Below are 25,548 nucleotides of genomic sequence, written 5' to 3' on the forward strand. Positions count from 1 at the left end.
GATCATCCGACGACCTTGCCCGGATTCAGGATCCCGGCCGGGTCGAGGGCCGCCTTGACGGCCCGGTGCATGTCGAGGACAGCCGGAGCGAGCTCGGAGACGAGTCCATCGCGTTTGAGGAGGCCGACGCCGTGCTCGCCGGTGACGGTGCCGCCGAGGGCGAGCGCATCGTCGATGATCTCCCTGAACGCCTTCTCCGCGCGAGCGCGAGCCTCGTCGTCTCCCGCCGGGACGACGAGGAGCGGATGGAGGTTGCCGTCACCGGCATGCGCGATGTTGGCGATGAGCACGTCGTTCGCCAGCCCGATGCGCTCGATGCGGCTGAGCATCTCCGGCACAGCCGCCTTCGGGACGCACACGTCCTCGGTCAGCACAGGGCCGAGGCGCTCGAGCGCCGGATACGCCAGGCGGCGAGCGGCGAAGAGCGCCTCCCCCTCGGCCTCGTCGGTGCTGCGGTCGGCCCAAGTGGCACCGCCGCGCTGGAACGCGGACAGCAGTGCCGCCGCCTCCTCCTCCCCCGCGGCACCGGGGGTGTCGACGCGTCCCAACAGAACCACGGCGGCATCGGCGGAGAGTCCCATCTTCTTCCACTCGTCGACGGCCCGCAGGCAGTTCCGATCGATCAGCTCGAGTGCCGACGGTGTGAGACCGGCGGCTGCGACCTCGCGCACCGCATTCCCCGCGTCGGTGAGCGAGTCGAAGAAGCCGGCGATCGTCTGCTCCGGTGGGCGCATCGGTCGCAGCCGCACCGTGACCTCTGTGACGATGCCGAGGGTGCCCTCTGATCCGACGAGCAGACCCGCGAGGTCGTAGCCGGCGACGCCCTTCGCGGTTCGGCGTCCCAGCCGGACCAGGTCGCCCATGCCGGTCACGATCTGCATCCCGAGCACGTAGTCCTTGGTGACGCCGTACTTGACGCAGCAGATCCCGCCGGCATTCGTCGCCACGTTGCCGCCGATCGTGGACCAGGGCGAGCTCGCCGGGTCGGGCGGATACCAGAGACCGTGCGCGGCGACGTGCGACCGGAGATCGTCGTTCACGACGCCGGGCTGCACCACGGCGAGACGCTCGAGCTCGTCGACCTCGAGCACGGCGTCCATCCGCTCCAGCGAGATGACGACGCAGCCGGCAAGGGCGTTGGCGCCACCGGAGAGCCCGGTGCCCGCTCCCCTGGCGACGACGGCCGTGTCGTGGCGCAGGCATGCCTGCACCACGAGCTGCACTTCTTCGGCGGTGCGCGGTCGCACGAGGCAGGCCGGCAGCGACCACTCCGCCCACTCGGCGTCATCGTGCGCGTACCCCGTCAGCACATCGGGGTCCGTCGTCAACCGGTCGTCGGGGAGGAGCGCCGCGAGCTCGGCGAGCAGTGCGGCCTCACCCACGCGTGTGACAGGTCTTCAGATAGCTCAGGAAGGATGCCTGCAACCCCGTGACGTGGGTCTCGTGCAGCATCGCCCTCGAGATGTCATCCCCCCGACCCTTGGCATGCAGCTCTTCCAGTACCGAGAGCAGGTTGCGACCGATCTCGCGGTAGATCGGAATCGCCCCGAACACCTCGGCTTCGTTCAGCGTCACGTGCAGCCGTCTGGCGGTGTCGGGCGCGCGCTCCGGCAATGCGGCGACCAGCGGGAACACCTGGCTGTCCGGCGCCGCGACGCCCGGGCTGCCGGCGCCGAACGACGCGAACGGCGACACCTCCTGCAGCCACGCATACAGCGCGAAGAGGCCGCCATAGGAGTACCCGAAGAGGCCATGCCCTGCGTCACTGACCCGCACCTTCGACTGCAGGAGCGGATGCAGCTCCTCGGTCAGGAACGAGAGGAAGACGTCTGCGTGGGTGTCGGCCAGTCGAGCGAGGTAGGCGTCCATGTGCTCCTGGGTCATCGCTCCGGAGTCGCGGGCTGCCGTGAGCGTCGTCAGCATCTGTCCGCTGATGGGCTCCCCCGGCGGCACGAGGTCGCGGTTGCGCAGCTGCGCCCACTGCGCGGCCTCGTCGCCGGCATAGCCGACGCTGACCTGGATGTACGGGGCGACGGAGAGGTAGGGATCGGCCTGGGTGACGATGAGCGGCGCGGTGAGCCCGACGGCCCAGTTGCCGTCCACCACGTAGATCAGGGGCAGCGGCTCCGAGGACTCGGCGTACCCCGGGGGTGTCGTCACCCAGACCCCGTAGCGATGCCCCGACCGTGCCGTGACCTCGAGGTACTCCGTGTCGGCCAGGCAGCCGTTCAACATCTCGCTCATCGGGTGTCTCCCTTCATGATGCGGCCGCCCTTCACGACGAAGGCGGCCATGTCTGGATCCGCGAAGACGCGGGCGTCGTCGAGCGGATTGCGCGCCCAGGCGACCATGTCGGCCGCCATCCCCACGCGCAGCATCCCGACGTCGTCGCCGATGCCGAGGATGTCGGCGTTGACGCTGGTCGCCGAGACGAGTGCCTGCATCGGCGACTCCAGCTCGGCGCGCAGTCGAAGCTCCTCGCCTCGGCGATGCTGCCCTGCACCGAGGAGGTCCGACCCGAGCCCGATCCGCACGCGCGCTGCACGCGAGATCCGGAGCGCCTCGACCATGCGGCGTCGCGTGTCGGCGAGGCGGTCGCGTGTCGATGGATCCACATCCAGCGCCTCGGGGTCCATGATCTGTTCGATCACCGCGAAGGTCGGGACGAGCGCCACGTCGTGCTCCCGCATCAGTGTCGCGGTCGGCTCGTCGATGTCGGTGCCGTGCTCCACGCAGCGCACCCCCGCTTCCACAGCGTTGCGGATGCCGGCGTTGTTGTGCGCGTGCACGGTGACGTAGGTGCCGCGGGCTGCGGCCTCCTCGACCGCGACCGCGATCTCCGCCGACGTGAACTGGGTGTCGTCGAGGCTGTCATGGCCGCCGACGACCCCGCCTGTCACGCAGAGTTTCAGGAAGGTCGCGCCGCGACGGAACGACTCGCGGACATTGCGTCGCAGCTCATCGGCGTTGCCAGCCATGAGCGACAGCGCGGCGAGGCCGGGAATGTGATGCGTCTCCCACAGCTCCGTCGGCTCCCACGCGGCGCCGTAGTATCCGTGGCCGCCGGTCTGACACTGCACCGGACCGCACGACAGCACCCGCGGACCCCGCACCTTGCCCTTCGCGATCACGTCGACGACGCCCCCGTCGATCCCGCCGGTGTCGCGCACCGTGGTGAAACCAGCGTCGAGCGTGCGGCTCGCCGTGGTGAAGATGTCGGCCGCGATCTCGGCGGCGGAGAGCTGGAAGCCGAACTGCGCGCGGATCGGGCTCGAGAGTCCGAGGTGGACGTGGGCGTCGATCAGCCCCGGCGTCAACAGCATGCCGTCGAGGTCGATCGTCGTCGCGTCGGCGGGCGCTGTCCCGATGCGGATGATGACGCCGTCGCGCACGCACACATCTGCAGGAGAAGGCGCGGCACCGGACCCATCCGCGACGATGCCGCCGGCGAACCAGATCTCGTTCATTGCGCCTCTTCCGAGAACAATTCTTCCTCAACAGTGGTGAGTTGGTTGTACGCTAATGTACTCAACAGTGGTGAACATGTCAACGGAGGCAACATGCGAGCACCGATCGGCGCAGGACGGGAACGGCTCCTGCAGGCACTGTTCGACGAGTTCGGCGAGGACGGCCCGAGCCCCAACCTCTCGATGCGCCAGGTGGCGGAACGGCTCGGCGTGCACCACACCCTCCTCACGTACCATTTCGGCTCGCGGCCCGGCCTGCTGAGCGCCGTGCTGTCCGAGGCGCGCCGACGCGACAACCTCGTCATCGCCGCGACCGGCGACGCGCTCGGCTTCGTCGACATGCTTCGCGCCATCTGGGGGTACTACTCCGCGCCGGCGCATGAGGAGCGGACCCGCGCCTTCTTCCACCTGATCGGCCTGGCCGTGTACGAACGTCGGGCGTTCGACGACTTCGTCGCCGACCTCGGCGACCTCACCCGGCTGCTCGAAGTGTCAGCCCGTCGCGACGGACTGCAGGAGGCGGACGCCGCGCGGCAGAGCCTCATCGCGATCGCCTGCGTGCGAGGCCTGCTGCTGCAGCGGTTGCTGACCCCCTCCGACGAGGTCGATGCCGCCGCCGAGGACTTCATCGCATCCTTCGCGACCGCGCCAGGCGGAATCGGCGCTGCGCAGTAGCGCGTCGTCTGGATCGACGAAAGGACGGAACAGCATGACCCGCGGATACTCCCATATCGTCATCGGTGCCGGAGCCATCGGCTCTGCGGCCGCCTATTGGCTCGCGCGGGCCGGCGCCGAACGCGTGCTCGTGCTCGAACAGTTCGAGCCGGGTCACGCCTTCGGCTCCTCCGGCGATCACTCCCGGATCATCCGTCGCGCCTATCATCGCGACGACTACACGGCACTCACCGACGCGATGTTCGCGGCCTGGGCTGAGGTCGAGGAGCGCTCCGGCCTGCAGGTCTACACGAAGACCGGCGGGATCGACCTCGCGGAAGCCGGCAGCTCGGGTGCGGCGGAGATCGACCAGTATCGACGGGCGATGGATGCCGCGGGCATCCGGTACGACGAGCTGACGATCGACGACATCCGCACGCAATACCCCCAGTGGAACGTCTCTGAGGACACCATCGGGATCCATCAGGCGGACGGCGGCATCCTCGACATCCGCCGATCGGTATCCGCCCACGTGTCGCTGGCCAAGGCCGCCGGGGTCGAGTTCCGCTCCGGCGCGGTCGTGACGGGGGTACGCGTCGACGCGCATGGCGTATCCGTGACGACAGGGGAGGAATCGTTCGACGGCGGACACCTCGTCGTCGCCGCAGGCTCCTGGCTCGGCGATCTCATGCCCGACCTGGGTCTGTCGTTCACGCTCACACTGAGCCAGGAGCAGGTCGGATACTTCTCGTCGAAGAACCTCTCCGAGTTCACGCCGGACAGGTTCCCGATCTGGATCCACCACAGCGACGAGGTGCACTACGGATTCCCCGTCTACGGTGAGGCTGCCGTCAAGCTCGCGCGTGACATGCGCGGCCACTTCATCTCGCCGTCAGAGCGCTCGTTCGTCCCGGACGACACTGAACCCCACCTGCTCCGCGACTTCCTTCGTCGGTATCTCCCCGCCGCAGACGGTCCGCTGCTGATGAGCAAGACCTGTGTCTACGACATGCCTGTGGACCGGGACTTCGTGCTCGACACCCTCCCCGGGCATCCTCACGTCGCCGTGTTCAACGGAGCCGGCCACGCCGGGAAGTTCGCGAGCCTGGTCGGCCGAATCCTTGCCGACCTGTTGACCGCCGGCCGCACGGAGCACGACATCTCCGCGTTCAGCCTCGCGCGGCCGGCGATCACCGATCCGGACTTCGTGCCCGTCTTCCGGCTCGGGGATGGATGACCCCGGCGCAGTCTGCTGCGCCGAGCAGGACCTCAGCCCGGGCCGTCGCTCGTCGCCGCGAGCAGTGCCGCCACCGCGTCGCTGATCGGGGTCGGTATGCCGTGCGTTCGGGCGAGCCGGGAGATGACGCCGTTGCGGATGTCCCACTCCAGCGGGCGCCCGGCGTCGCGGTCGGCGAGGATCGAGGTGCCGAGATCTTCGGGGTACGTCTGGAACGCGGCCAGGATCTCGTCGGGCACTGCGTCGTCGAGGACCGCACCCTCCGCGCGAGCAACGGCGAGGCACTCTCGCAGATACGCGAGGGAGAGCTCGGCGATGTCGGGGCGTCGGAACATGCCGGACCGCCGACCCGTGAGCGCCATGAGCCCGGCCACCGCGTTCTGCAGCAGCTTGCGCCACGCCAGGCTCGCGAACGCATCCGAGAGCTCGACCGAGCAGAGTGTGTCACGGAGCGCGTCGGCCACCCGGCGCCCTGCATCCCCGTCCGGCACCGTCAGCCTCGCCTGACCACGCAGCCATACCGCGCCGTCCTCCTGCCGTTGGGCGGGGAACCACACGACGGCCGGAAGCACGTCGGCGCCCTGCGCGAGTGGCTCGATGCTCGCGACCTGTTCCACGCCGTTCTGCAGCACGCACACGACGGTCTCGGCGCCGCACAGCGCGGCGAGCCATGGCGCGGCATCGGCGATCTGCGTCGCCTTCACGGCGAGGAACACGAGGTCGACAGGGCCCTGCGCCTGCTGCGGGTCGGTGCGCACGGGGCCGGGCACCTGGATGCGCTCGTCATCGACGATCAGCTCGAGGTGCTCGCGGGCGGTTCGGCCATGCAGGCTGGGGGCGAGGCCACGCTCGCGCAGGGCTGCCGCCACGACCGTGCCGATGGCACCGGGCCCCACGACGGCGACGGTCATCTGCGAGGATGGAGTGGCCACATCACCACGCTAGGGCATGACCTCCGGTCGTCGACACCTGTGCCGGAACGCCTGAAGGAGAACGATGCGTGAGCACGCGATGAACCTGGCCACGAGCGTGAGCTTCAGTGAGGTTCCCGCGCTGCCGGTGGTGGTCCCCCTCGGACTCGCGCTCTTCACGGTCCTGCTCTGGCGGCTCCGCGCCACGCGACGGTTCACCGCACCCCGTGCCGCCGTCGCGGCCGCCCTGTCGGTCTACGCGGCCGGAGTCATCGCGAACACGGTGTTCCCGATCTTCCTCGACAAGCCCGACACCGGCGTCCCCTGGACCCCGCACATCGCGCTGATCCCGTTCGCCGACTACGAGGTCAGCGACGCGCTGATGAACATGGCGGTGTTCCTGCCGCTGGGCATGCTCATCCCCCTGCTGCTGAGCCGGCCGACGTGGGCGAAGGTCATCGCGATCGCCGCGGCCGCGAGCCTCGGAATCGAAGCATCCCAGCTCGCCGCTCAGGGGATGTTCGACGGTGGGCACATCGCAGACATCAACGACTTCCTCAGCAACGTCATCGGCGGCGCCCTCGGATACGGACTCCTGTGGCTCCTGACTCGCAGCCCGCGGCTCTCCCGATTCGTCGAGCATTTCCGCTGGACACCATCCGCCGGCCAGGCCGTGGCCGCGAGCGAGCCCCGCTGACAGTGCTGTGGGGCGGTCGCGGAGGATGCGACCGCCCCACAGCGGATGTCGCCGGATGCGAGTGAGCCGATCGGCTCAGACGGTGACGGCCTTGGCGGTGTTCGAGCCGAGTGATTCGATCTGCACCTTGCGCGGCTTGGCGCGTTCGGCGATCGGGATCATCACGCTGAGCACGCCGTTGTCGTAGGTGGCACTGATGCCCTGCGCGTCCACGTCGTCACCGATGGTGAACCGGCGCACATACGACCCGAACGGGCGCTCCTGCGCCAGCCACCGCGAGTTGTCACGGTTCGACTCGGTCCGCTCGGCGCGGATCGTGAGGAGGTGACCGTCGACGTCGACGTCGACCGAACCGGGATCGACTCCCGGCAGGTCGGCGTTGAGGACGTAGCGGTCGCCCTCTCGGAACAGGTCGACTGGCATCAGACGTGGCTGCCTGCTGGTATCGAAGACGCTCTGAGCGATCCGATCCAACTGGCTGAAGGGATCAAACGACATCGACATGGTGAACGAGGCTCCTTTCAAGGATCGACGGCGATGCGTGCCGTCGTGCTGGTGATGATGATGGTCGACGAGGGCCGGATTCGGCCCGGTCGCTGCGGAGGAGACCGCACCCGCTCGAGTCGCTTCTGCGCCACACCGCGGGAATCCTGCGCATGCAGCATCCGGTGGACGAACTGCCGGCCAGCTTCGCGAGCGCCCGGCATGGTGTCGGTCATCGCGGCGGGCATCGCCTCAGCCACGATCTGCTCGAACACGGTCTGGACCCACTCAGGATCGCTGCAGATGATGTCCGCGAACGCCACGTTCGCGTCTTCTGCCAGATCCAGTCCACTCACGGCGTCTCACCTCCATACCCGTCGTCGCCAGCTGTCGTGGTGGTGCCGGCCACCGCGACCCGGAAAGATGTGGATCAGTTGATGCAGATGTTATACACCGAGCGTTCGACTCGATGCAAGTACTCGCTCCGGCTCGGACCGACGGCGTGAACCTCGGCATCGTCGATGGACCTCGAAGACGACAACAACGAGCTCAGCGTGAGTCTGGAGCGTCGCGGCGACGTCGTCTCGCGGTGACCAGCGCGAGGATACCGCCGGCGACGATGAGGCCGACGCCGATCCAGATCAACGGCACGGCGTTCATCAGGAGGCCGACGACGATCGCCACGGCGCCCGCGATGACACTTCCGAAGCCTTCGATGCCCGCGATGATGAGCTTCTTGTTCGGTGTCGGATTCAGGTCGGTCATCACACCCTCCACTCGAGTCGGCTGTCGGTGTGCTCACGATACAGCGCGGCCGCCCGGGAGGCGCGGTTCCCCGAGGGCTGCACATACTCCGCTCGGCGAGATTATGATTGAACGAGTATTCAGTCTTTGGTGCCGTCGGCGACGGGGGCCCGAAGCTCATCGCCACCGGCGGGTACGAGCACGACGCTCCCCCGCGACCGGACGCCTGAAAGCGAGTCGCCAGTATGGGCCTTTTCCGTCGCAGATCGCCCGAATCGTCAGCGGCCCCGGTCGCGTCGCTCGCACCCTTCAGCGAACTCATCGCCAGCGATGGAGGCGATGGTCTGCAGTTCTCACTTCTGGATCGAGCCACCGGGGCGATGTCACCATTGCCCCCGATCGAAGTCCTCCTGCGGAGCACCGAAGACCTCGACGCCATCATCGCCACGCTGCGCCTCGCCGGGCAGACGGCAGCCGACCTGCCCATCATCGAACAGGTTGCGCCGGGTGTTGCGACGACGTTGGTCCTCGATGAAGGAGATCGATTCTCGACCCTGACGGAGAGCGCGCTCGCCCGGATGCGTCTGACGCCGCCTCTGGCCAGGAGCGGAGCATGGGCGAGGCTCCGCCAGGCGTGCTCCGGCTTGAGGATCGACGGCAGCGATGGGCGATACCGCCTCACGTTCCCTGCGAATCCCGACATGGCCGCGTCATTCGCGCTCGTCACGGACACCTGGCTCAACAAGGATGCGCTCCGGGGAACACCGGTGATGGCTGTGGGCAACCGGACGGCGCTTCATGTGTGCGGGTCCGCTGATGAGGAAGGCATCTCGGCGTTGCGTGACATCGCCGAGGCCTCGTATCGGCAGAGCGTCAGCGCCCCTGCCGAGCACGGCCAACCGATCACCCCTCGCCTGCTCACGACGGTGGGCGGCGCGCTCGTCGACTTCGACAGCGTGTAGCGCGGCGTCGATCGACGGAGCGTGCTCTGTTACAGACGAGCGACGTGGGGAAAAATCGGTCTGTCACTCGCTCTGCGGGCGCGATGGTGCCGGTGTCGTTCAGCCGTCCTGCCCCGAAGAGGATGCTGCGACGAGCGGTATGGTGACGGCGACCGCGATCACAGGAACAGTCCAGGCTGCACCTCGGATCACCGCGCGACGGGGCAGCCCATCGGAGGGTTCGGGGTCGAGCTTCGTTTCAGAGTTCATGGGAGTTCCTTTCGCCGCGTGCTCCTCGTGCTCCTCGTGCCGAGCCACCTGTCAAGACCGACGAGAGCGCGATACGTGACGCGGAACCGCAAACATTCATCACGCGGGCCATGGGCTCGACCGCCGTCGAACACGAGCGCAACGCTCAGCAGAGCTTCCGCGATCCAGACGCACGCCAGGATCTTTGTGACCGCGCGATCGAGATGCCGATGCTTGCCAAGTCATCGCCAGAGACACCTGGCGCGTCGGCGGCTCGCGTGGTGGATTCCATGAGCCGGCATGAACTCTGCCGGCGGATCGACCCTGGGCAGGCGCTCAGGGTCGATCCGCGTCCGCAGACGGGCGCTCCGCGAGTTCGGTGGGGTGAGACGGACGATTGGCCTCGATGATGAGCAGCGCGGCGAGGATCAGGAGGCCGACGCTGAGCAGAACGACGCCGATCCCCGCCACCGGAACCGCGGTGACGGTGAATGTATCGGAGGATCCTTCCACCGGCTCTTGGATGGAAACCGTTCGAGCCACCAGGAGGCCGATTCCAACGCCGATGAGAACGATGGCTTCCAGCCAGACAAGGACCGTGGCGACGAGTTTCCGGTTCATGGGATCACTGTCCCACAGTGTTCCGCCAAGTTCAGCGGAACCCAGAGGTCAGTTGAAGTCGCCACCCGGGGCCATGTCCATGAAGCGCGAGTAGTGACCCTGGAACGCGACGGTGATGGTCGCGGTCGGGCCGTTACGGTGCTTGGCGACGATCAGGTCGGCCTCACCCGGACGCACATCTTTGTCGTAGACCGAGTCGCGGTGCAGCAGGATGACCATGTCGGCATCCTGCTCGATCGATCCGGACTCACGCAGGTCGCTGATCGCAGGCTTCTTGTCGGTGCGCTGCTCAGGACCACGGTTCAGTTGCGACAGCGCGATGACCGGAACCTGCAGCTCCTTCGCGATGAGCTTCAGGCTTCGCGAGAACTCCGAGACCTCCTGCTGACGCGATTCGACGCGCTTGCCCGACGTCATCAGCTGCAGGTAGTCGATGATCACCATGCGGAGGCCCTCGCGCTGCTTGAGCCGGCGGCACTTCGCGCGGATCTCGACGAGCGTCATGTTGGGGCTGTCGTCGATGTAGAGCGGTGCATCGTTGATGCGCCCACGAGTTGCGGCGACCGTCGTCCAGTCACGAGGGTCGAGGTTTCCCTTTCGCATGTTCTGCAGCGGGATCTGCCCTTCGGCGCTGAGCAGACGCATCGCGATCTCGCTCTTACCCATCTCGAGCGAGAAGAAGACCGAGGGGATGTTGTGACCGATGGATGCCGAGCGTGCGAAGTCGAGAGCGAGCGTCGACTTTCCCATCGCAGGTCGCGCTGCGACGACGATCATCTGCCCGCCATGCAGGCCGTTCGTGAGCTCATCGAGCTCCTTGAACCCGGTCGGAACACCGGTCATGGAACCGTCGCGACCGCTCGCTGCCTCGATCTCCTCGAGCGCGGCGTCGACCGCGATCTGCAGGGGAACGTAGTCCTCAGCGGTCTCGGATCCGGTGATCGAGTAGATCTCGGCCTGAGCGTTGTTGACGATGTCGGTCGCATCGCCCTCACCCGCGTAGCCGAGCTGCACGATGCGGGTCCCGGCGTCGACGAGGCGTCGGAGGATCGCGCGCTCTGAGACGATGCCCGCGTAGTAGCCCGCGTTCGCGGCGGTCGGCACGATCGAGGTGAGCGTGTGCAGGTAGTCGGCGCCGCCGGCCCTGCCGAGCTCGCCGGTCTTGATGAGTTCGTCGGTGACGGCGACGACATCGGTCGGCTCACCGTGCGAGTAGAGCGAGAGGACGGCCTCGAAGATGAGCTCGTGCTTCGGGATGTAGAAGTCGGCGCCCTTGAGCGTCTCGATCACATCGGCGACGGCGTCCTTCGACAGCAGCATGCCACCGAGGGCGCTCTGTTCGGCGAGAAGGTCGTGAGGCGGCGTGCGCTCCGGACCGCGCTTTCCGCCGAGGCGCTCGTCTGAGATGTCTGCGATCGACACGCTGCTCCCTTCGATGCGACTCCGAAACTGTGGTGCTCCGCCGGGCGGGCGGTGCGGTGTCGGCGTCAGGCACCCGTCTGTCCCGAACACAGCGAACCAGATGCCCCCGACATCGGGTCGCTCGACCACGGTACGAGGGCGGCTTTCCACATGCAACACGGCCTGTGGATAACCCTGTGGAGAGTGTGCGGAGAAACTGGGAGTGTCTGTGCAGAACGGGTGTGGATAACCCCGTGGATGACTTGGGGAACAAAGTTTCTTTCTGGCTTGGACCTGGGATTTCCTCTTTCCCCAGCCTGTGGATGGGAAACAGCTTCAATCCTGCATTGAAGGTTGCTACGCGCGGCGTGGAGATGTGTAGAACTTGGGGAAAGTCAAGCTCAGATTTTGCCGGGCGCGTCCCCTGCTGTCACACGGGAATCCCGCGCAAACACCCCCTAGACAGACGGGGGCCTCGCGAGTATTGTCGCCGCCATCGATTCACTCTGGATCGATGATCGTTGGCCTTCGGAGGGGGAGGTGGACGTGGACGTTCGGGCAACCCGACGCGGCGTTCCTGCCGTCGTCCTCTGGGGTGCCCTGGGTGTGATGGCCTGGGCCGCTCTCACGGTCGTCACCGGCGGCGGCTCCGCGCACGCGGACGAGTCGGATGACGGTCTGCTCGACCCGCTCACATCGCTGGTCGGCACCACGGTCTCGACCGTGACCGAACCACTCGCTCCCGTCGTGACTCAGGTGGTGACTCCGGTCATCCAGACCGTCGTCGCCCCGGCTCAGCCGATCGCCCCCGCGGTCACCACACCGGTCGTCGAGGCCGTGACGCAGGCACCGGTGGTCGGCCCCATCACCGCACCGGTCGTGCAGACCGTGGGTCAGACCGTCGATGCGGTGACGACGCCGGTCGCTGAGGCGCTCACCGACGCTCCGGTCGCGCAGACCACGGCGCCGCTGGTGGATGCCGTGGCCGGTGTGCCCGTGGTGGGCGACCTGCTCGGCGATCTCGGCGTGATCGACCTGGTCGGCACCGTCGTCGGCGTCGTCGACGACACCGTCGCCGTCGTGGGTACCGTCACCGACGAGACCGTCACTCCGATCGTCGACGCGATCGATCCCGGCACGCCGGGCGACGTGACGACGCCACCGGCAGTCGCACCCGTCTCGACGGCCCCTACATCGTCCGGTTCCACCGGGACCGCCGTCGCCACGCACAGCGAATCCCGCGCTGCCATGCGTTCCGACGCGCACGCAGCTGCGTGGATCGGCGAGGAGAACTCTGCCCTGCGCGCGGCCGACGGTGATCCGGCGAACTCCGAGGCGCCGTCCGATACGCCGCCAGCGGTCCCGGTCTCCCCGACGTCATCCGCCAACTCCGGCGGAGGCTCAGGAGCCGCATACTCCCGCCTCGGTGAAGTCGTTGCTCCGTCGCTCCCCTCGTGGGGGCGCACCGTCGGCGCGACCGATGACGACGTGCCGTCGTCGGCGGTCGCCGACACCGACGTCTCCCCCGACTGACGGGTTGTCCGGTCGTCCTCCGTGGACGACAGATGCAGTGCTGTGCGCCTTCCACAGGCGTGCGCACCCCATGCAGACAACCCATTCAGTCAGGAGAAGAAATCATGCGTACCTTCATCAAGCGGGCCCTCTGGGGCACGCTCATCGCCGGCGGGGTCACCCTGCTCGGCGCGACGGCTGCGAACGCAGCCGAGACATCAGGAGACGACGGACTGCTCTCAGGCACCCAGACGGTGGCCGAGGTCACCGCGCCGGTCTCGATCGTGGGCAACGCGATCTCGCTGCTCGGCGACGCATCGGCCGCACCCGCAGCTGCACCGGCCCCTGCCCCCGCACCGGCACCGGCACCGGCACCTGCCGCGGAAACCGGCGGATCGGATGGCACCGCCTCCGGCTCGCAAGCCGTGGTGACCGTCAGCGTGCCGATCACGGTGACGGACAACGCGGTCAGCCTGCTCGGCGACACGTCGAGCGGCGCCCCAGCCCCAGCACCGGCCCCCGCGCCGGCCCCGGCCGCGCCGACGGTGACCACCAACGGCGTCGACGGGCTGCTCTCGGGCACGCAGGCGCTGGCGGCGGTCGACGTGCCCGTCACCGTCTCCGGCAACGGGATCTCGCTTCTCGGCGACAGCAGTGTCACCGGAAACACGGGTACGGCACCGACGGCATCCGCTCCTGCACCCCAGGCAGGAACCAGCGGTGACGACGGGATCGGAAGCGGCACCCAGGTCGTCGCACCCGTGACCGCACCGGTGACGGTCTCCGGCAACGGGATCTCGCTCCTCGGCGACAGCAGTGTCACCGGAAACACGGGAACTGCGCCGACGGCATCCGCTCCTGCTCCCCAGGCAGGAACCAGCGGTGACGACGGGATCGGAAGCGGCACCCAGGTGACCGCCCCGGTGACCGCACCGGTGACGGTCTCCGGCAACGGGATCTCGCTTCTCGGCGACAGCAGTGTCACCGGAAACACGGGTACGGCACCGACGGCATCCGGACCTGCTCCCCAGGCAGGAACCTCGGGTGACGACGGCATCCTCGGCGGCACCCAGGTCGTCGCACCCGTGACCGCACCGGTCACGGTCGGCGGCAACGGGATCTCGCTCCTCGGCGACAGCAGTGTCACCGGAAACACGGGAACTGCGCCGACGGCATCCGCTCCTGCACCCCAGGCAGGAACCAGCGGTGACGACGGGATCCTCGGCGGCACCCAGGTCGTCGCACCCGTGACCGCACCGGTCACCGTGGGCGGCAACGGGATCTCGCTCCTCGGCGACAGCAGTGTCACCGGAAACGGGACCACGGGAACCGCACCGGCATCCGGACCTGCTCCCCAGGCAGGAACTTCGGGTGACGACGGCATCCTCGGCGGCACCCAGGTCGTCGCACCGATCACGCTCCCGATCACGCTCGGCGGAAACGCCGTCTCGGTCGTGGGCGACAGCACGGTGACGACCCCGGGAACGAACCCCGGTACGGACCCGGGAACCGACCCGGGCACGAACCCGGGAACCGAGCCCGGCACGAACCCGGGAACCGACCCCGGCACGGCTCCGAGCACCGGCACCCAGTCGGTCTCGAGCGTCGCGTCGAGCGGCGCGGCAGTCGCAGGAGCAGCACAGCAGGGGCTGGCGATGACGGGTGGAGCGTCGGCGTTCCCCCTGATCGCGGCAGCTGCACTGCTGCTCATGATCGGAGCCGGCCTGCTGCGCCGTCGCGTGACGGCATAGCCATAATCCCGACCGGATGCCCTGTGGTGGTGCACCACGGGGCATCCGTCGCGCCACATGCAGGAGTAACGGCGACGTGCAGGGCCAACCCGGCCGGAATCATCCTGCACGTGGCGAAATCTCCTGCACGTCGCCGGCCGGATCGCGCCCGAACACGCAGAACGCCCCCTGTCCCGGAGGACAGAGGGCGTTCGGAGGTGTCGCGAATTACTTGGCGGCGACGACCTGCAGCGTGATGACTGCGGTCACGTCGTCGTGCAGACGAACGGTGGCCTCGTGGTCACCGGTCGACTTGATCGGCGACGTGATGTGCACCTTGCGCTTGTCGATCGAGCCGAGGCCCGCGGCTGCGACTGCATCCGCGACGTGATCGGTCTTGACCGAACCGAAGAGACGACCAGCGGCGCCTGCCTTGACGGCAAGACGAACCTTGGTGCCCTCGATCGCGTCCTTCAGTGCGACAGCGTCGTCACGGTCGTGGATCGCGCGTGCCTGACGCGCGGCCTGGATCGAAGCGACCTGCTTTTCGCCACCGCGGGTCCACGCCGTGGCGAAACCCTGGGGGATGAGGAAGTTGCGGGCGTACCCGTTCTTGACCTCGACCACGTCACCGGCACTACCCAGCCCGGCGACCTCGTTCGTGAGAATCAGCTTTGCCATCTCGATACCCCTTACCGGCCGGCGCCAGCGTAGGGCAGGAGCGCCATTTCGCGTGCGTTCTTGATCGCCGTGGCGATCAGACGCTGCTCCTGCACCGAGACACCGGTGATACGACGGGCGCGGATCTTGCCACGCTCCGAGACGAACTTGCGGAGGGTGGCGACATCCTTGTAATCGATGAGGCCAACCCGGATGGACTTCGCGGGAGCGGTGGGCTTGCCACCCTTCCGCGGCTTGCGGCGGTCGCCGCTCGACTTTCCAGCCATTGTGTTTCCTTAATGATGAGCGGCCCTTCGACAAGCTCAGGGACCGAAGGTGCCCTGGCTCAGACCGCGAGAGATGAGTTTAGAAGGGGGTGTCGTCGCCGAAGCTGCCCGGAGTGCTCCAGGCATCCGCGCTGGTCGACGAGCCGGGCGTTGACCACGGCTCCTCCGACACCTGCTGCGCGGGACGGGACTGTCCACCACCGGCACCGCCAGCACCACCGGCACCGCCGGTCGACGCCGCACGGGTGACCTGCGCGGTCGCGTACCGGAGCGAGGGGCCGATCTCGTCGACCTCCAGCTCGATCGCGGTGCGCTGGTTGCCCTCGCGGTCCTGGTAGGAGCGCTGACGCAGACGGCCCTGCGCCATGACGCGCATGCCCTTCGTCAGCGAACCGGCCACGTGCTCGGCGAACTCGCGCCAGACGGACGCGCGGAGGAACAGCGCATCGCCGTCCTTCCACTCGTTCGCGGCACGGTCGAAGTTCCGAGGCGTCGATGCGATGGTGAAGTTCGCCACCGGCAGCCCGTTCTGCGTGTACCGCAGCTCGGGGTCGGCCGTGAGGTTTCCCACAACGGTGATGACGGTTTCGCCGGCCATGGCGCTTAGGCCTTCGCAGCCTTGGCGGCCTTGCGGGCAGCCTTCTCTTCGGAGCGCTTGGCTTCGAATGCGGCCATCGCCTGAGCCTCTTCCGAGCGGAGGACCTTGGTGCGCATGATCTGCTCGTTCAGCTTCAGCTGACGGTCGAGCTCCTGCGTGGCCTCGCTGGTAGCGGTGAAGTTGACGACGGCGTAGATGCCCTCGTTCTTCTTCTGGATCTCGTAGGCCAGACGGCGCTTACCCCAGATGTCGACCTTGTCAATCGAGCCACCATCGTTGGTGATGACCTTCAGGAACTTGTCGAGCGTAGGTGCGACCTGGCGCTCGTCGATCTCGGGGGTCAGAATGACCATGAGTTCGTACTGGTGCGTCACTTACCCACCTCCTTCGGACTAGAACGGTTCCCGCGTATCTCGCGGAAACAGGAGGGTGTGTGAATGTGTCTCCCTGTGATGAGCGCAGGGGCTCAGGGCAGACAACCTTGTCAGTCTAGCGGAGTTCCGGTCGCCTCGCGAACGGTGAGCCCAGCCAGCGACGGGATGCCGAGCCCCGTGAGCCGGATGCTGTCGGCCTCGAGCCCCTCGGGCATCCAGTCGTCTCCGAACAGCACGGCTGCTGCCGCCCCTGCCAGTGACGGCAGCGACGCGGCGTTCCGCGGCTGCGCGAGCGCCCCGAGCAGCAGGTCGTCGGCATCTCGGGCGGCCGCCACGTGTGCGAGCAGGAATCCGAAGGTCTCCGGCGCCGCGATCGGGTAGCTGTAGACCCAGTCGCCGACCTGCGTGCTCAACCGTCGAGCGCGATCCATCGGCCCCGTCGCCTCGGCAGCCACACGCAGCGACGACTCCGCCATGCGGCGACTCCAGGTGTTCTCGGGCAGCTGCTCGACCGCGAGCTGCACCGCTTCCGCTGCCGATGCGCCGTCGACGAGGGCGACGAAGAGGGCCGCCGATGCCCTGGCGCACCAGACGCCGTCGAGGGAGTGCGTGATCGCGGCATCCGCCTCGGCTGCGTCGACGGCGTCATCGGCTCCCCGCACCGCGACCGCCGCGATCGCACGCACCGTGGCGATGTCGTCGAAGTAGTGGGCGTTGTCGTGGCCCGACTGCGGCGGCTCCGCGCCGCCGCGCAGATTCTGCAGCGCGAGCTTGGTGCCGATGCGGGCGCGGACGCCGGCGGCCGGGTCGGCCTCGAGCGCGGCGAGCTCGCGCCATTCGGTCAGCCCGAGGCCGCGCTCGTGCTGTCGGGCGGAGAACGCGAACCATTCGATGTTCTCTCCGGCTCCCGGGTGCAGCACGGAGGGCGGCGCCGCATGCGTGAACGGACGCGGGATCGTGGTGGTGCGGTCCTCATCGCCGAGCTTCGCGAGGATGCGCACGCGGTTCACCCGTTTCGGCGGCAGGGCGTGGACGCGGAAGTCGGCGTTCATCGACGACGCGGCTTCGCCGGCCACGATGCCTCGGGTGAGCAGGTCGATCAGGGGGGTGGTCATGCGCGCGCCTCCTCGACGATGCGGGTCAGGGTGTCGGCGGCGTCCAGCGGGTGGATGCCGGCCATCGAACGGATGCAGGAGCCGGCCACCGGCCGAAGTCCCGCCACCCATTCGTCGGGCAGGTCGCCGATCCCGGAGATCGCGCCGCCGATGCACCCGGCGATCGCGGCAGTGGTGTCGGCGTCCCGGCCCATGTTGACGGCGAACAGGATGCTCTCGGCCGCGCGCCCCTCGGCGTGCAGCACCGACGCCATCGCGAGTCCGACCGCCTCGGGTGCGAGGTCGGCCCAGAAGTAGTCGACGACAGCCAGCCTGTCGTGCAGTGCGAGCGCGAGTGCGTCGTCGCCGAGTCCGGAGTGGACGAGGTCTCTGGCGTCGCGCAGGTTGCGGGCGGTCCAGCTGTCGGCGGGGATCGCGGCGAGTCCGGCGTCGTAGCAGGTCGCCGCGTCGGCCCCGGTGAGGGCGGTGGTCACCGCGACCGCCACGACCACGCCCGCCCAGATGCCCTCGGTCGTGTGGCTCACAGCCCCGTCCGCCTCGGCAAGACGTCGGGCCACCTCGACGTCGCCGTCGGCGACGATGCCCAGCGGACTGACCCGCATCGCGAGGCCGTCGCTCCAGCCGTGCATGGTGTCGCCGCTGAGGGGCGGGCGGATGCCGCGGCGCAGGTTGTCGATCGCGGCCATCTCGCTGAACCCGCCGCCCTTGAAGTCGTCGGCCTGCGGCAGCACGTCCTCGATCCACGTCTGCGCGAAGTCCTCCGCCGTCGCCCCGATGCCGACACGCTGCACGGTCTTGGCGGTCAGGAGCGCATACTCGGTGTCGTCGCTCCCGGCGGGTTCCGGGTCGAGGTACCCGGTCACGCGTCCGTGGGCGGCCTGGATCTCGGCGGCGGAGAAGCCTTCGACCGGTCGGCCGATCGCGTCGCCGATGGCGAGGCCGGCGAGCGAACCCCGGGCCCGCTCCTGCAGGGTCGGCGTGGGAGAAGTCATGAACGTCCTTGTCTCTGGTGAATGGTCAGCGCGTCGGGAGCAGTGCGAGGGTGCGACGGGCGAGATCGTCGATCTCGACCCCGTCGAGCCCTGGCAGGCTCGTCGCGATGCGGTTCTGCAGCGGATCGATGAAGCGCGCCGGCAGGCGGTCGACGCCGGTGAGGCCGCCGAGGACCGATCCGACGGTGGCGCCTGCCGAGTCGGTGTCCCACCCGGTGATGACGGCGAGCGGCACCCCCCGTGCGAACTCCCCGCCGCTGCGGGCGAGCGCGAAGGCGATGAGCGCCGCGTTGTTGATCGTGTGCACCCAGTGCAGGTGGCCGTACGCGGTGTGCAGCGCGTCGATCGCCGAGGCGTCGTCGAGATCACTGCGCCCGAGCTCAGCACCATGCGCGATCGCCGCGGCCAGGTCGCTGTCGGTGGGCACGACGGTCGAGGCGAGGGCGAGCACCTCGTCGACGGATGCCGCGACGAGCGATGCCGAGGTGAGCGCCGCAGCCCACATGGCACCCCAGAGCCCGTTGCGGGTGTGACTGAGACGTGCGTCCGTCCAGGCCATGCGGGCAGCCTCGGCGAGATCGCCCGGGTTGATCCACCCGTACACGTCGGTGCGGATCAGGGCGCCGATCCACTCCCGGAACGGGTTGCGCACGTGGGCGGCCTCATCCGGTCGGTAGCCGTCCAGGAGGTTGCGGTACGCGATGCGCTCCGCCGTGAAGGTGCGCCCTGCAGGCAGATCGGCCAGCCATCCCTGCGCGATGTCGTCGGTCGTGAAGGTCCGGTCGGCGGACTCGAGGACCCGCAGGTTCAGCAGCGGATAGTTGAGATCGTCGTCCTCCGGCATCCCGTCGATGTTCTCGACCAGGGAGTTGACCGCGGAGCGCCGGTTCCACGGCCACCGTCGCGCGACGTCGTCAGGAAGCCCGACCGCGGTGAAGTACTCGGTGAGCGGCCAGCGGCCCGTCGCCCGCAGGATCTCCTCGATTCCTGCGCGCGGGATCTTCTCGACCGGCTTGCCCCACAGGCATCCGGCGGACCTTCCTGCCCAGGCTCCATGGATGCGGTCGAGGAGCACTGCGTCATCCGGCACCGCGAGCGGCGCGGGAATACCGGTCAGCTGCGCGCGCACCGCATCCCATTCGGCCGGCTCAGGCTCCGGGGCCCTGATCTCGTCGAGTTCGACCAGCAACACGCGGGCCAGCGTCCGCAGCTCGTCGGATGCGGCATCCGCCGTCGCTCCTCCGCGCACCGGCTCGAGCCACCCGCCCGCAGCCCGCCAGCGTTCGGCGATCGCGTCGACGTCCTTCCCCTCTGCGCGAGCCTGCACGAGCTCGTGCGGCAACAGGTCTTCCGGCTGCGCCCAGGTCAGCCGCATCACGCCCCCTGCAGGGCGGAGACACGGCGGAGGTCGGCTTCGGCGCGGGCGGCATCCTTCTGCATGATGTCTGCCGCGATGTCCGACAGCAGCGTCGCGTACTCGTCGAAGTCGACGCGGCTCGCCGTGGCGATCGTGTCGAGGATGTCCGCGGGGATCACCGCCTGACCTCCGACCCCGGCGGCCAGGCTGCCCGCCATCGACGCGATCGAGTCGGAGTCCCGGCCGTAGTTGACGGCACCGAGCACGGTGGGCAGGAAGGCGCCGTCATGCGCGACGAAGAAACCGAGGGCCACAGGCAGTTCCTCGATCGACTTGGTGCGCGAGGGCACTCTGGCATCCATGAGGGGCTCGCGATACGCGTCGCCCACCGTGTCGAACGGGCGGATCGCATCGCGCAACGCGGTACCGATCGCATCGGCGTCCGCATCCGCCGGCAGCCCGCGGGCGGCGTCGACCACGGCACGGATCGCCGCAGCGGTGCCGTCGTGGGCCACCCTGAGGGCGGCGTCGATCACCGAGTCGACGGTGGCATCGATGGCGACGGATGCCGCGACCGCCGCCGCGAAGACGCCGGCCGCCTCTCGTCCGTAGCTCGACTGATGCGCGCCTGCGACATCGATCGCCTCGGCGTACGCCGCCTCCGGGTTCCCGGCGTTGACGATGCCGACCGGCGCCATGTACATCGCGGCGCCGCAGTTGACGACGTTGCCGACGCCGGCTTCGCGCGGGTCGATGTGACCGTATTGCAGGCGCGTCACGAGCCACTTCTCGGCGAGGAAGATGCGCTGCAGCAGGATCGACTCCCGCTCGAGCTCGGGGATCCAGCGGACTTCGGTCTGCAGCAGCGGCACGAGCAGCTCGGCGACCGCGAAGGCGTCGATGTGATCGCGCCGCTCGGCGTACACCCGGATCAGCGCCTGCGTCATGAGGGTGTCGTCGGTGATGTGCCCATCGCCCTTGTGGTACGGGCTGACCGGGCGAGCGGTCTGCCAGTCCAGGTGATACGGCGGCACGATCCCGGTGATGGGACCCCCGTACCGCTCCTTGATCTTCTCCGGACTGAACCCCTCGGCCGCCCCGCCGAGGGCGTCGCCGATGGCCGACCCCGCGAGTACGGCCGCCGTGCGTTCCCGAATCCAGCTCATGCCATTCCTCTCCTCTGAGGTGGGGCGGATGCCACGGCATCCGCCCCACCGTCGTCAACCGTTGACCTGTGCCCAGCCGTCGTCGAGCTCTGACGACAGTCCCGTGTCGTCGATCTCGCCGCCCAGGAACTTCTGGAAGGCGGGCGTCGCGACCGTGTCCTTCCAACGGACGAATCCGTTCGCCTGCAGGAACGCGGGGCCGTCGAGGCCCTCGGCGGACTTCACGATCTCGGGCCAGCCGTTCTGTTCCGCGGTCTCCGCGGCGAGCGCCTTGCGCGCAGACACCGTCGTCGGGATGAGGCCATCGGCGATGTTCATCTTCACGAGGTTGTCGGTCTGCATGAAGTAGTCGAGGAACTTCCCGGCCTGCTCGGTGTGCGGCGAGTCGATGTTGATCGACAACGTCTGCGGGTTGGCAGCCTGCACCGCGCCGTCGTCGCCCGCGAGCGGCGGCAGCACGATCCAGTCCATGTCGGCGGGCGCATCGGTGGCGATGTTGGCCACCTGGTATGAGCCCTGCACGGTCATGGCCGCCTTCCCGGCGTAGAACGTGGCCAGCACGTCGGAGCCCGACTGAGTGACGCCGATCGGGTCGACCGAGCCCTCCTCGATCATGTCGCGCACGCGGTTCGGCACCTCGAGATCGGCATCCTTGACCTCGACCTTCATGTCGTCGCCCTCACCGGTGAAGTACTCCGAGCCGAAGCCCATCCCCAGGCTCATGAAGGCGGCGGTCGGACTCTTCAGTCCCCAGGTGATGCCGTGCACGTCACCAGCCGTGGTCGCCTTGGCGATCTCGGCGAGCTCGTCCCACGTCATCGAGTCGCCGGTCGGGATCTCGATGCCCGCGGCCTCGAGCAGCGTCTTGTTCGCGAACACGACGTACGTCTGCAGTTCGGTGGGAGCGCCGATGATCTGTCCATCGACGGTGACGGAATCCAGCACACCGGGGTCGATGTCGTCGATCGTGTCCTTGCTGAGCAGATCGGTCAGGTCGGCGACGTAGCCGTCACGGGCGAAGGGCACGATGCCGAGCACCTCGTAGTGGATGATGTCGGGGGCCACCTCGCCAGCGAACTGCGTCGTGAGCTTGTCGTCGAGGCTGTCGGTCGGTGCCTGCACGATCTCGACCTGGATGTCGGGGTTGTCCGCGTTCCAGGCGTCGACGATCTCCTTGGTGGCCTGGATCGCAGCCGGCTGATCGGAGAACGACTGGAAGGTGATCGACACCGGCTCGCCGTTGCCGGTGTCATCCGGTGCGTCGCCACCCGAGGAGCAGGAGGCGAGGGTCAGCGCCGTCACCGCGGCTGCGGCGAGCGCGATGGACGCGCGATGAAGCTTCTTCACTTCATACCTCTTTCTATTGATGGGAATTGCGGAAGGTCTGCGAGCTCAACCCTTGACAGCGCCGGAGAGCAGGCCGGTGGCCAGGCGCTTCTGCAGCAGAGTGAAGAAGACGATGCTCGGGATGCTCGACAGCAGCGCGCCGGCCGCCAACGGCCCGACCGCGACCTTGCCCTCGCCGCCGACGAACGTGCTGAGCGCGATGGGCAGCGTGTAGTTCTCCGGGGACTGGAGCAGCACCAGGGCGAAGAAGAACTCGTTGTACGCCGAGACGAAGCTGAACATCGCGGTCGCGACGAGACCCGGCATCAGCAGCGGGAAGACGACCCGCTGCAGGGTGCGCGCCTTGTTGGCGCCGTCGATCGCCGCTGCCTCTTCGATGTCGTAGGGGATCGCCGCGACATAGCCCTGCAGCATCCACAGCGAGAAGGGCAGCGTGTAGACCGAGTACACCGCGACGAGGCCGAGCAGCGAGTCGACCAGGCCGACCGAGCGGAGGATGAAGAACAGGGGGATCACGATGAGGATCACCGGGAAGATCTGGCTCACCAGGATGTAGCCCACACCGATCGAGCGGAGCTTGCCCTGGTACCTGGCCATCACATAGGCCCCGGGGATCGACAGGAGCGTCACGATGACCGTCGTCGCGACCGCCACGAGCAGGCTGTTGCCTGCCGCTCGCACGAGGCCCTGCCGTTCGAGCGCAGCGGCGAAGTTGTCGATGGTCGGCTGCAGCGGGAACAGGTTCACGGCGAGCGAGTTGATCTCGGCGGACGACTTGAACGCGGTCGAGATCAGCCACAGCAGGGGGAACCCGAGGAAGACCAGGAATCCTGCGAGCGCCACGTACTGGAGCGCCCGCACGAGCGGCTTCGTCGTGCGCCGGTGCATCCTGGCGCGCTGCCGCTTCGTCGTGTGCTGTGTGAGCATGGTGCGGGTCTGCGTGCTCTGAATCATCGCGCGCTCCTCTCCGGACGCAGCTGACGCCACAGGGCGATCACCAGGATCGCGACGAGGAAGATCACGATGACGTCTCCCATCGCGGCGGCACCGCCGGTGTTGCGGGATTTGAAGGCCTCGAGGTAGGTGAACAGCATCGGCAGCATCGTGCGACCACCCGGACCGCCCTCGGTCATGACGTAGACGATGCCGAAGGAGTTGAAGTTCCAGATGAAGCTCAGGCTCGCGATCGAGAAGATCACCGGACGCAGGGCCGGCAGGGTGACGCTGATGAACCGACGCCACGCGCTCGCCCCGTCGACCGCCGCCGCCTCGAGCAGCTCGCCCGGCACCTGCTGGAGTCCGGCGAGCAGCACGACGGTGTTCTGCGGCATCCCGACCCAGACACCGACGAGGATGACCGCGGGGAGGGCGAGACCGAAGTCGCCCAGCCAGTTGATGTTCTCAGGGCCGCCGAGGGACTCGATCAGCCAGTTCAACGGGCCGTTCGTCGGCGAGTAGATCATCTGCCACATCACGGCGACGACCACCGGCGGCATCGCCCAGGGGATCAGCGCGAGCACGCGGGTGATCCCTCGGAAGCGCAGATCCGTGTTGAGCAGCAAGGCCAGGCAGAGTCCGCCGATCAGCTGGAGCGCAGTCACGACGACGGCCCAGATCATGCCGATGCCGAACGACTGCCAGAACTGCGTGTCGGATCCGAGCTTGATGAAGTTCTCGAAGCCGATGAACTGCGTCTCGTGGTTCCTGGCGAGGCGGGAGTCGGTGAACGCGGTGGCGACACCGATGAAGAGGGGGACGACGCTGAGCGCGAGGATCGGGATCAGCGTCGGGATGACGAGACCGATCGCCTCGTTGCGCCGCGATCTGGCGAGTCCGCCCGTCTTGGGTGCGACGCGCTTCGCGCCGGTGCTCGTGGTTGCGGTGGTGCTCACGAGGGTTCCCCGATCGTCGACGCACGCACGACCAGCGTGGCCTCCACCGTCTCGCGTCGCGTGGGTCGCGACGGATCGGCGAAGCGTTCCCTGAGCATGCGTGCGGCTATCCGGCCCCGCCGCTCGGACTGAAGGGAGACGGAGGTCAGAGGTGGGCTGTACAGCGCCGCCAGGTCGGTGTCGTCGATGCCGGTCACGGCGATGTCCTCCGGAACACGGAGACCCTGCCGCCGGATCGCGTTGATGGCGCCGATCGCGATCAGGTCGTTCGCGCAGACGATCGCGTCGAGGCGTTCGCTGCTCTCCTCGCGGGCGGCGAGCAGGCGCTCAGCGGCCTCGACTCCTGCGCCGACGGTGAAGTCGGTCGCGGTGACCTGCAGACCGTCGGAGCGGGAGAGGCCATGCCGCTCGACGGCGGCGGCGAAGCCGGCTCGCCGAGCCGCGCCCGGGTTCGTGTTGCCCGGACCGTTGATCACGCCGATGCGCGTGCGGCCGATCTCGACGAGGTGATCGACGACCATGCCGACGGCCACCGCCGAATCGACGAAGACGCTGTCGATGCTGAGCTCGGAGTGCAGCGTGCCGATGACCACGACGGGCACGACCGTGTCGGCGAGAGCCTGTCGGAGGGCCGGCGTGACTCGGAGCGGCGAGATGATCAGCCCGTCGCCGGCTCCCATGCTGAGCATGCGCACGAGCTCGACGGTCTGATCGGGGCGACGGCCGGTCGCTGAGACGCTGATGCGCGTCGTCTCGCCGAGCTCCTCCTCGATCGCACGGAGCATCTGGACGTAGTTCGGGTTGCCGATGTCATCGACGGCGAACACGACCTGCGGGTGCCCGCCGAGGCGCAGCGACCGTGCCGTCGCGTCCGGCAGATAGCCGATGCGCTTCGCGGCAGTGCGCACCTTGCGAACCATCTCAGGGCTGGCGGAGCGGCCGGTGAGTGCGCGCGATGCGGACGCCAGCGAGACGCCGGCAGCGGCGGCGACCTCGTGCAGAGTCGGCTTCGTTCCCATGATTCTCCTCGGTGAGCGGAAACGTTTCCATCGTCGGATTTGGAAACGTTTCCAAATAGACGATGATCGGGCTCCAGGGAATCTAGACGCACAC

Annotated in this window: 28 protein-coding genes; 6 read left to right on the top strand and 22 right to left on the bottom strand. The window is 68.2% G+C overall.

Features of this window, described 5'->3' with window-relative positions; genetic code table 11:
* Window positions 1-2: 2 nt before the first annotated feature.
* From RS83_RS05250 to RS83_RS05260, 3 genes are read right to left on the bottom strand one after another with little or no spacing between them, the layout of a single operon-like run.
* Complete coding sequence (locus tag RS83_RS05250) at window positions 3-1,382, bottom strand: FAD-binding oxidoreductase (protein ID WP_082071534.1); 1,380 nt, start codon at window positions 1,380-1,382, stop codon at window positions 3-5.
* On the bottom strand, window positions 1,375-2,244 hold the full coding sequence (locus tag RS83_RS05255) for an alpha/beta hydrolase (protein WP_045278460.1): 870 nt from the start codon (window positions 2,242-2,244) through the stop codon (window positions 1,375-1,377). Before RS83_RS05255 ends, RS83_RS05250 begins: the two co-directional genes overlap by 8 nt.
* Window positions 2,241-3,467 (bottom strand): metal-dependent hydrolase family protein, encoded by a 1,227-nt coding sequence (locus RS83_RS05260; RefSeq protein ID WP_045278461.1) that lies wholly within the window; start codon window positions 3,465-3,467, stop codon window positions 2,241-2,243. Before RS83_RS05260 ends, RS83_RS05255 begins: the two co-directional genes overlap by 4 nt.
* Window positions 3,468-3,560: 93 nt before the next feature.
* Between RS83_RS05260 and RS83_RS05265 the strand changes: the two genes are divergently transcribed.
* Both RS83_RS05265 and solA read left to right on the top strand, forming a co-directional pair.
* Window positions 3,561-4,142, top strand: coding sequence for a TetR/AcrR family transcriptional regulator (locus tag RS83_RS05265; RefSeq protein WP_045278462.1), 582 nt, complete (start codon window positions 3,561-3,563; stop codon window positions 4,140-4,142).
* A 34-nt stretch (window positions 4,143-4,176) separates the two neighbouring features.
* Window positions 4,177-5,358: an N-methyl-L-tryptophan oxidase gene (solA, locus tag RS83_RS05270; RefSeq protein ID WP_045278463.1), complete on the top strand. Its 1,182-nt coding sequence runs from the start codon at window positions 4,177-4,179 to the stop codon at window positions 5,356-5,358.
* 32 nt (window positions 5,359-5,390) lie between these two features.
* Here the strand turns inward: solA and RS83_RS05275 are convergent, their stop codons facing one another.
* The gene (locus RS83_RS05275; protein ID WP_231587722.1) at window positions 5,391-6,290 is read right to left on the bottom strand and encodes an oxidoreductase; all 900 of its coding nucleotides are present in this window, start codon (window positions 6,288-6,290) and stop codon (window positions 5,391-5,393) included.
* A 64-nt stretch (window positions 6,291-6,354) separates the two neighbouring features.
* Here RS83_RS05275 and RS83_RS05280 point away from each other — a divergent pair, with 64 nt between their 5' ends.
* On the top strand, window positions 6,355-6,966 hold the full coding sequence (locus RS83_RS05280) for a VanZ family protein (protein WP_230114877.1): 612 nt from the start codon (window positions 6,355-6,357) through the stop codon (window positions 6,964-6,966).
* A gap of 75 nt (window positions 6,967-7,041) precedes the next feature.
* Here the strand turns inward: RS83_RS05280 and RS83_RS05285 are convergent, their stop codons facing one another.
* The 3 genes from RS83_RS05285 to RS83_RS05295 all read right to left on the bottom strand — a co-directional run bounded on the left by RS83_RS05285 (window position 7,042) and on the right by RS83_RS05295 (window position 8,214).
* Window positions 7,042-7,470, bottom strand: a complete 429-nt coding sequence (locus RS83_RS05285) for an Hsp20/alpha crystallin family protein (RefSeq protein WP_045278465.1) — start codon at window positions 7,468-7,470, stop codon at window positions 7,042-7,044.
* A gap of 17 nt (window positions 7,471-7,487) precedes the next feature.
* Entirely contained in the window at window positions 7,488-7,805 is a 318-nt protein-coding gene (locus RS83_RS05290) for a hypothetical protein (RefSeq protein ID WP_045278466.1), read from the bottom strand.
* 193 nt (window positions 7,806-7,998) lie between these two features.
* Window positions 7,999-8,214 carry a hypothetical protein gene (locus RS83_RS05295; RefSeq protein WP_045278467.1) on the bottom strand — a complete coding sequence of 72 codons (216 nt, stop codon included), beginning with the start codon at window positions 8,212-8,214 and terminating at the stop codon, window positions 7,999-8,001.
* A 359-nt stretch (window positions 8,215-8,573) separates the two neighbouring features.
* On the opposite strand from RS83_RS05295, the gene RS83_RS05300 reads away from it, so the two are divergent.
* Window positions 8,574-9,155 carry a hypothetical protein gene (locus RS83_RS05300; protein ID WP_156153122.1) on the top strand — a complete coding sequence of 194 codons (582 nt, stop codon included), beginning with the start codon at window positions 8,574-8,576 and terminating at the stop codon, window positions 9,153-9,155.
* Window positions 9,156-9,254: 99 nt separating this feature from the next.
* Here RS83_RS05300 and RS83_RS18705 read toward each other — a convergent pair whose 3' ends face one another.
* The 3 genes from RS83_RS18705 to dnaB all read right to left on the bottom strand — a co-directional run bounded on the left by RS83_RS18705 (window position 9,255) and on the right by dnaB (window position 11,426).
* Window positions 9,255-9,404, bottom strand: a complete 150-nt coding sequence (locus tag RS83_RS18705; protein WP_156153123.1) for a hypothetical protein — start codon at window positions 9,402-9,404, stop codon at window positions 9,255-9,257.
* Window positions 9,405-9,719: 315 nt separating this feature from the next.
* Window positions 9,720-10,004, bottom strand: a complete 285-nt coding sequence (locus tag RS83_RS05305) for a hypothetical protein (RefSeq protein ID WP_045278469.1) — start codon at window positions 10,002-10,004, stop codon at window positions 9,720-9,722.
* Window positions 10,005-10,052: 48 nt separating this feature from the next.
* The gene (dnaB, locus tag RS83_RS05310; protein ID WP_045278470.1) at window positions 10,053-11,426 is read right to left on the bottom strand and encodes a replicative DNA helicase; all 1,374 of its coding nucleotides are present in this window, start codon (window positions 11,424-11,426) and stop codon (window positions 10,053-10,055) included.
* Between the two features lie 525 nt (window positions 11,427-11,951).
* Here dnaB and RS83_RS05315 point away from each other — a divergent pair.
* Both RS83_RS05315 and RS83_RS05320 read left to right on the top strand, forming a co-directional pair.
* Window positions 11,952-12,938, top strand: a complete 987-nt coding sequence (locus tag RS83_RS05315) for a hypothetical protein (RefSeq protein ID WP_045278512.1) — start codon at window positions 11,952-11,954, stop codon at window positions 12,936-12,938.
* Between the two features lie 104 nt (window positions 12,939-13,042).
* Window positions 13,043-14,668, top strand: coding sequence for a beta strand repeat-containing protein (locus tag RS83_RS05320; protein ID WP_045278471.1), 1,626 nt, complete (start codon window positions 13,043-13,045; stop codon window positions 14,666-14,668).
* Window positions 14,669-14,875: 207 nt separating this feature from the next.
* On the opposite strand, the gene rplI is transcribed toward RS83_RS05320, so the two are convergent.
* The 12 genes from rplI to RS83_RS05380 all read right to left on the bottom strand — a co-directional run bounded on the left by rplI (window position 14,876) and on the right by RS83_RS05380 (window position 25,454).
* A complete protein-coding gene (rplI, locus tag RS83_RS05325) occupies window positions 14,876-15,328 on the bottom strand; it encodes a 50S ribosomal protein L9 (RefSeq protein WP_045278472.1) in 453 nt (150 codons plus the stop codon).
* An 11-nt stretch (window positions 15,329-15,339) separates the two neighbouring features.
* On the bottom strand, window positions 15,340-15,594 hold the full coding sequence (gene rpsR / locus RS83_RS05330; protein ID WP_045278473.1) for a 30S ribosomal protein S18: 255 nt from the start codon (window positions 15,592-15,594) through the stop codon (window positions 15,340-15,342).
* Between the two features lie 79 nt (window positions 15,595-15,673).
* Window positions 15,674-16,192 carry a single-stranded DNA-binding protein gene (locus tag RS83_RS05335; protein WP_045278474.1) on the bottom strand — a complete coding sequence of 173 codons (519 nt, stop codon included), beginning with the start codon at window positions 16,190-16,192 and terminating at the stop codon, window positions 15,674-15,676.
* A gap of 5 nt (window positions 16,193-16,197) precedes the next feature.
* Window positions 16,198-16,566, bottom strand: a complete 369-nt coding sequence (rpsF, locus tag RS83_RS05340; RefSeq protein WP_028501153.1) for a 30S ribosomal protein S6 — start codon at window positions 16,564-16,566, stop codon at window positions 16,198-16,200.
* Between the two features lie 110 nt (window positions 16,567-16,676).
* The gene (locus tag RS83_RS05345) at window positions 16,677-17,681 is read right to left on the bottom strand and encodes an ADP-ribosylglycohydrolase family protein (RefSeq protein WP_045278475.1); all 1,005 of its coding nucleotides are present in this window, start codon (window positions 17,679-17,681) and stop codon (window positions 16,677-16,679) included.
* Window positions 17,678-18,673, bottom strand: a complete 996-nt coding sequence (locus tag RS83_RS05350; protein WP_045278476.1) for an ADP-ribosylglycohydrolase family protein — start codon at window positions 18,671-18,673, stop codon at window positions 17,678-17,680. The genes RS83_RS05345 and RS83_RS05350 overlap by 4 nt, the downstream gene beginning before the upstream one ends.
* Before the next feature lie 25 nt (window positions 18,674-18,698).
* Window positions 18,699-20,048, bottom strand: a complete 1,350-nt coding sequence (locus RS83_RS05355; protein ID WP_045278477.1) for an ADP-ribosylglycohydrolase family protein — start codon at window positions 20,046-20,048, stop codon at window positions 18,699-18,701.
* Window positions 20,048-21,196 (bottom strand): ADP-ribosylglycohydrolase family protein, encoded by a 1,149-nt coding sequence (locus tag RS83_RS05360; protein WP_045278478.1) that lies wholly within the window; start codon window positions 21,194-21,196, stop codon window positions 20,048-20,050. Before RS83_RS05360 ends, RS83_RS05355 begins: the two co-directional genes overlap by 1 nt.
* A gap of 54 nt (window positions 21,197-21,250) precedes the next feature.
* Window positions 21,251-22,543 carry an ABC transporter substrate-binding protein gene (locus RS83_RS05365; RefSeq protein WP_045278479.1) on the bottom strand — a complete coding sequence of 431 codons (1,293 nt, stop codon included), beginning with the start codon at window positions 22,541-22,543 and terminating at the stop codon, window positions 21,251-21,253.
* Between the two features lie 45 nt (window positions 22,544-22,588).
* A complete protein-coding gene (locus RS83_RS05370; protein WP_231587723.1) occupies window positions 22,589-23,497 on the bottom strand; it encodes a carbohydrate ABC transporter permease in 909 nt (302 codons plus the stop codon).
* Window positions 23,494-24,435, bottom strand: a complete 942-nt coding sequence (locus RS83_RS05375; RefSeq protein WP_045278480.1) for a carbohydrate ABC transporter permease — start codon at window positions 24,433-24,435, stop codon at window positions 23,494-23,496. The genes RS83_RS05370 and RS83_RS05375 overlap by 4 nt, the downstream gene beginning before the upstream one ends.
* Entirely contained in the window at window positions 24,432-25,454 is a 1,023-nt protein-coding gene (locus RS83_RS05380) for a LacI family DNA-binding transcriptional regulator (RefSeq protein WP_045278481.1), read from the bottom strand. The genes RS83_RS05375 and RS83_RS05380 overlap by 4 nt, the downstream gene beginning before the upstream one ends.
* Window positions 25,455-25,548 lie beyond the last annotated feature (94 nt).

The sequence above is a fragment of the Microbacterium oxydans genome (assembly GCF_000956525.1).
Classification (GTDB): domain Bacteria; phylum Actinomycetota; class Actinomycetes; order Actinomycetales; family Microbacteriaceae; genus Microbacterium; species Microbacterium oxydans_A.

Excerpts from the sequence above, each read along its gene's own strand:
- RS83_RS05255 (WP_045278460.1), bottom strand. The coding sequence starts at position 2,244 with ATGAGCGAGATGTTGAACGGCTGCCTGGCCGACACGGAGTACCTCGAG.
- RS83_RS05260 (WP_045278461.1), bottom strand. The coding sequence starts at position 3,467 with ATGAACGAGATCTGGTTCGCCGGCGGCATCGTCGCGGATGGGTCCGGT.
- RS83_RS05265 (WP_045278462.1), top strand. The coding sequence starts at position 3,561 with ATGCGAGCACCGATCGGCGCAGGACGGGAACGGCTCCTGCAGGCACTG.
- solA (WP_045278463.1), top strand. The coding sequence starts at position 4,177 with ATGACCCGCGGATACTCCCATATCGTCATCGGTGCCGGAGCCATCGGC.
- RS83_RS05280 (WP_230114877.1), top strand. The coding sequence starts at position 6,355 with ATGCGTGAGCACGCGATGAACCTGGCCACGAGCGTGAGCTTCAGTGAG.
- RS83_RS05285 (WP_045278465.1), bottom strand. The coding sequence starts at position 7,470 with ATGTCGATGTCGTTTGATCCCTTCAGCCAGTTGGATCGGATCGCTCAG.
- RS83_RS05295 (WP_045278467.1), bottom strand. The coding sequence starts at position 8,214 with ATGACCGACCTGAATCCGACACCGAACAAGAAGCTCATCATCGCGGGC.
- RS83_RS05300 (WP_156153122.1), top strand. The coding sequence starts at position 8,574 with ATGTCACCATTGCCCCCGATCGAAGTCCTCCTGCGGAGCACCGAAGAC.
- RS83_RS18705 (WP_156153123.1), bottom strand. The coding sequence starts at position 9,404 with ATGAACTCTGAAACGAAGCTCGACCCCGAACCCTCCGATGGGCTGCCC.
- RS83_RS05305 (WP_045278469.1), bottom strand. The coding sequence starts at position 10,004 with ATGAACCGGAAACTCGTCGCCACGGTCCTTGTCTGGCTGGAAGCCATC.
- RS83_RS05320 (WP_045278471.1), top strand. The coding sequence starts at position 13,043 with ATGCGTACCTTCATCAAGCGGGCCCTCTGGGGCACGCTCATCGCCGGC.
- rplI (WP_045278472.1), bottom strand. The coding sequence starts at position 15,328 with ATGGCAAAGCTGATTCTCACGAACGAGGTCGCCGGGCTGGGTAGTGCC.
- rpsR (WP_045278473.1), bottom strand. The coding sequence starts at position 15,594 with ATGGCTGGAAAGTCGAGCGGCGACCGCCGCAAGCCGCGGAAGGGTGGC.
- RS83_RS05335 (WP_045278474.1), bottom strand. The coding sequence starts at position 16,192 with ATGGCCGGCGAAACCGTCATCACCGTTGTGGGAAACCTCACGGCCGAC.
- RS83_RS05345 (WP_045278475.1), bottom strand. The coding sequence starts at position 17,681 with ATGACCACCCCCCTGATCGACCTGCTCACCCGAGGCATCGTGGCCGGC.
- RS83_RS05350 (WP_045278476.1), bottom strand. The coding sequence starts at position 18,673 with ATGACTTCTCCCACGCCGACCCTGCAGGAGCGGGCCCGGGGTTCGCTC.
- RS83_RS05355 (WP_045278477.1), bottom strand. The coding sequence starts at position 20,048 with ATGCGGCTGACCTGGGCGCAGCCGGAAGACCTGTTGCCGCACGAGCTC.
- RS83_RS05360 (WP_045278478.1), bottom strand. The coding sequence starts at position 21,196 with ATGAGCTGGATTCGGGAACGCACGGCGGCCGTACTCGCGGGGTCGGCC.
- RS83_RS05370 (WP_231587723.1), bottom strand. The coding sequence starts at position 23,497 with ATGATTCAGAGCACGCAGACCCGCACCATGCTCACACAGCACACGACG.
- RS83_RS05380 (WP_045278481.1), bottom strand. The coding sequence starts at position 25,454 with ATGGGAACGAAGCCGACTCTGCACGAGGTCGCCGCCGCTGCCGGCGTC.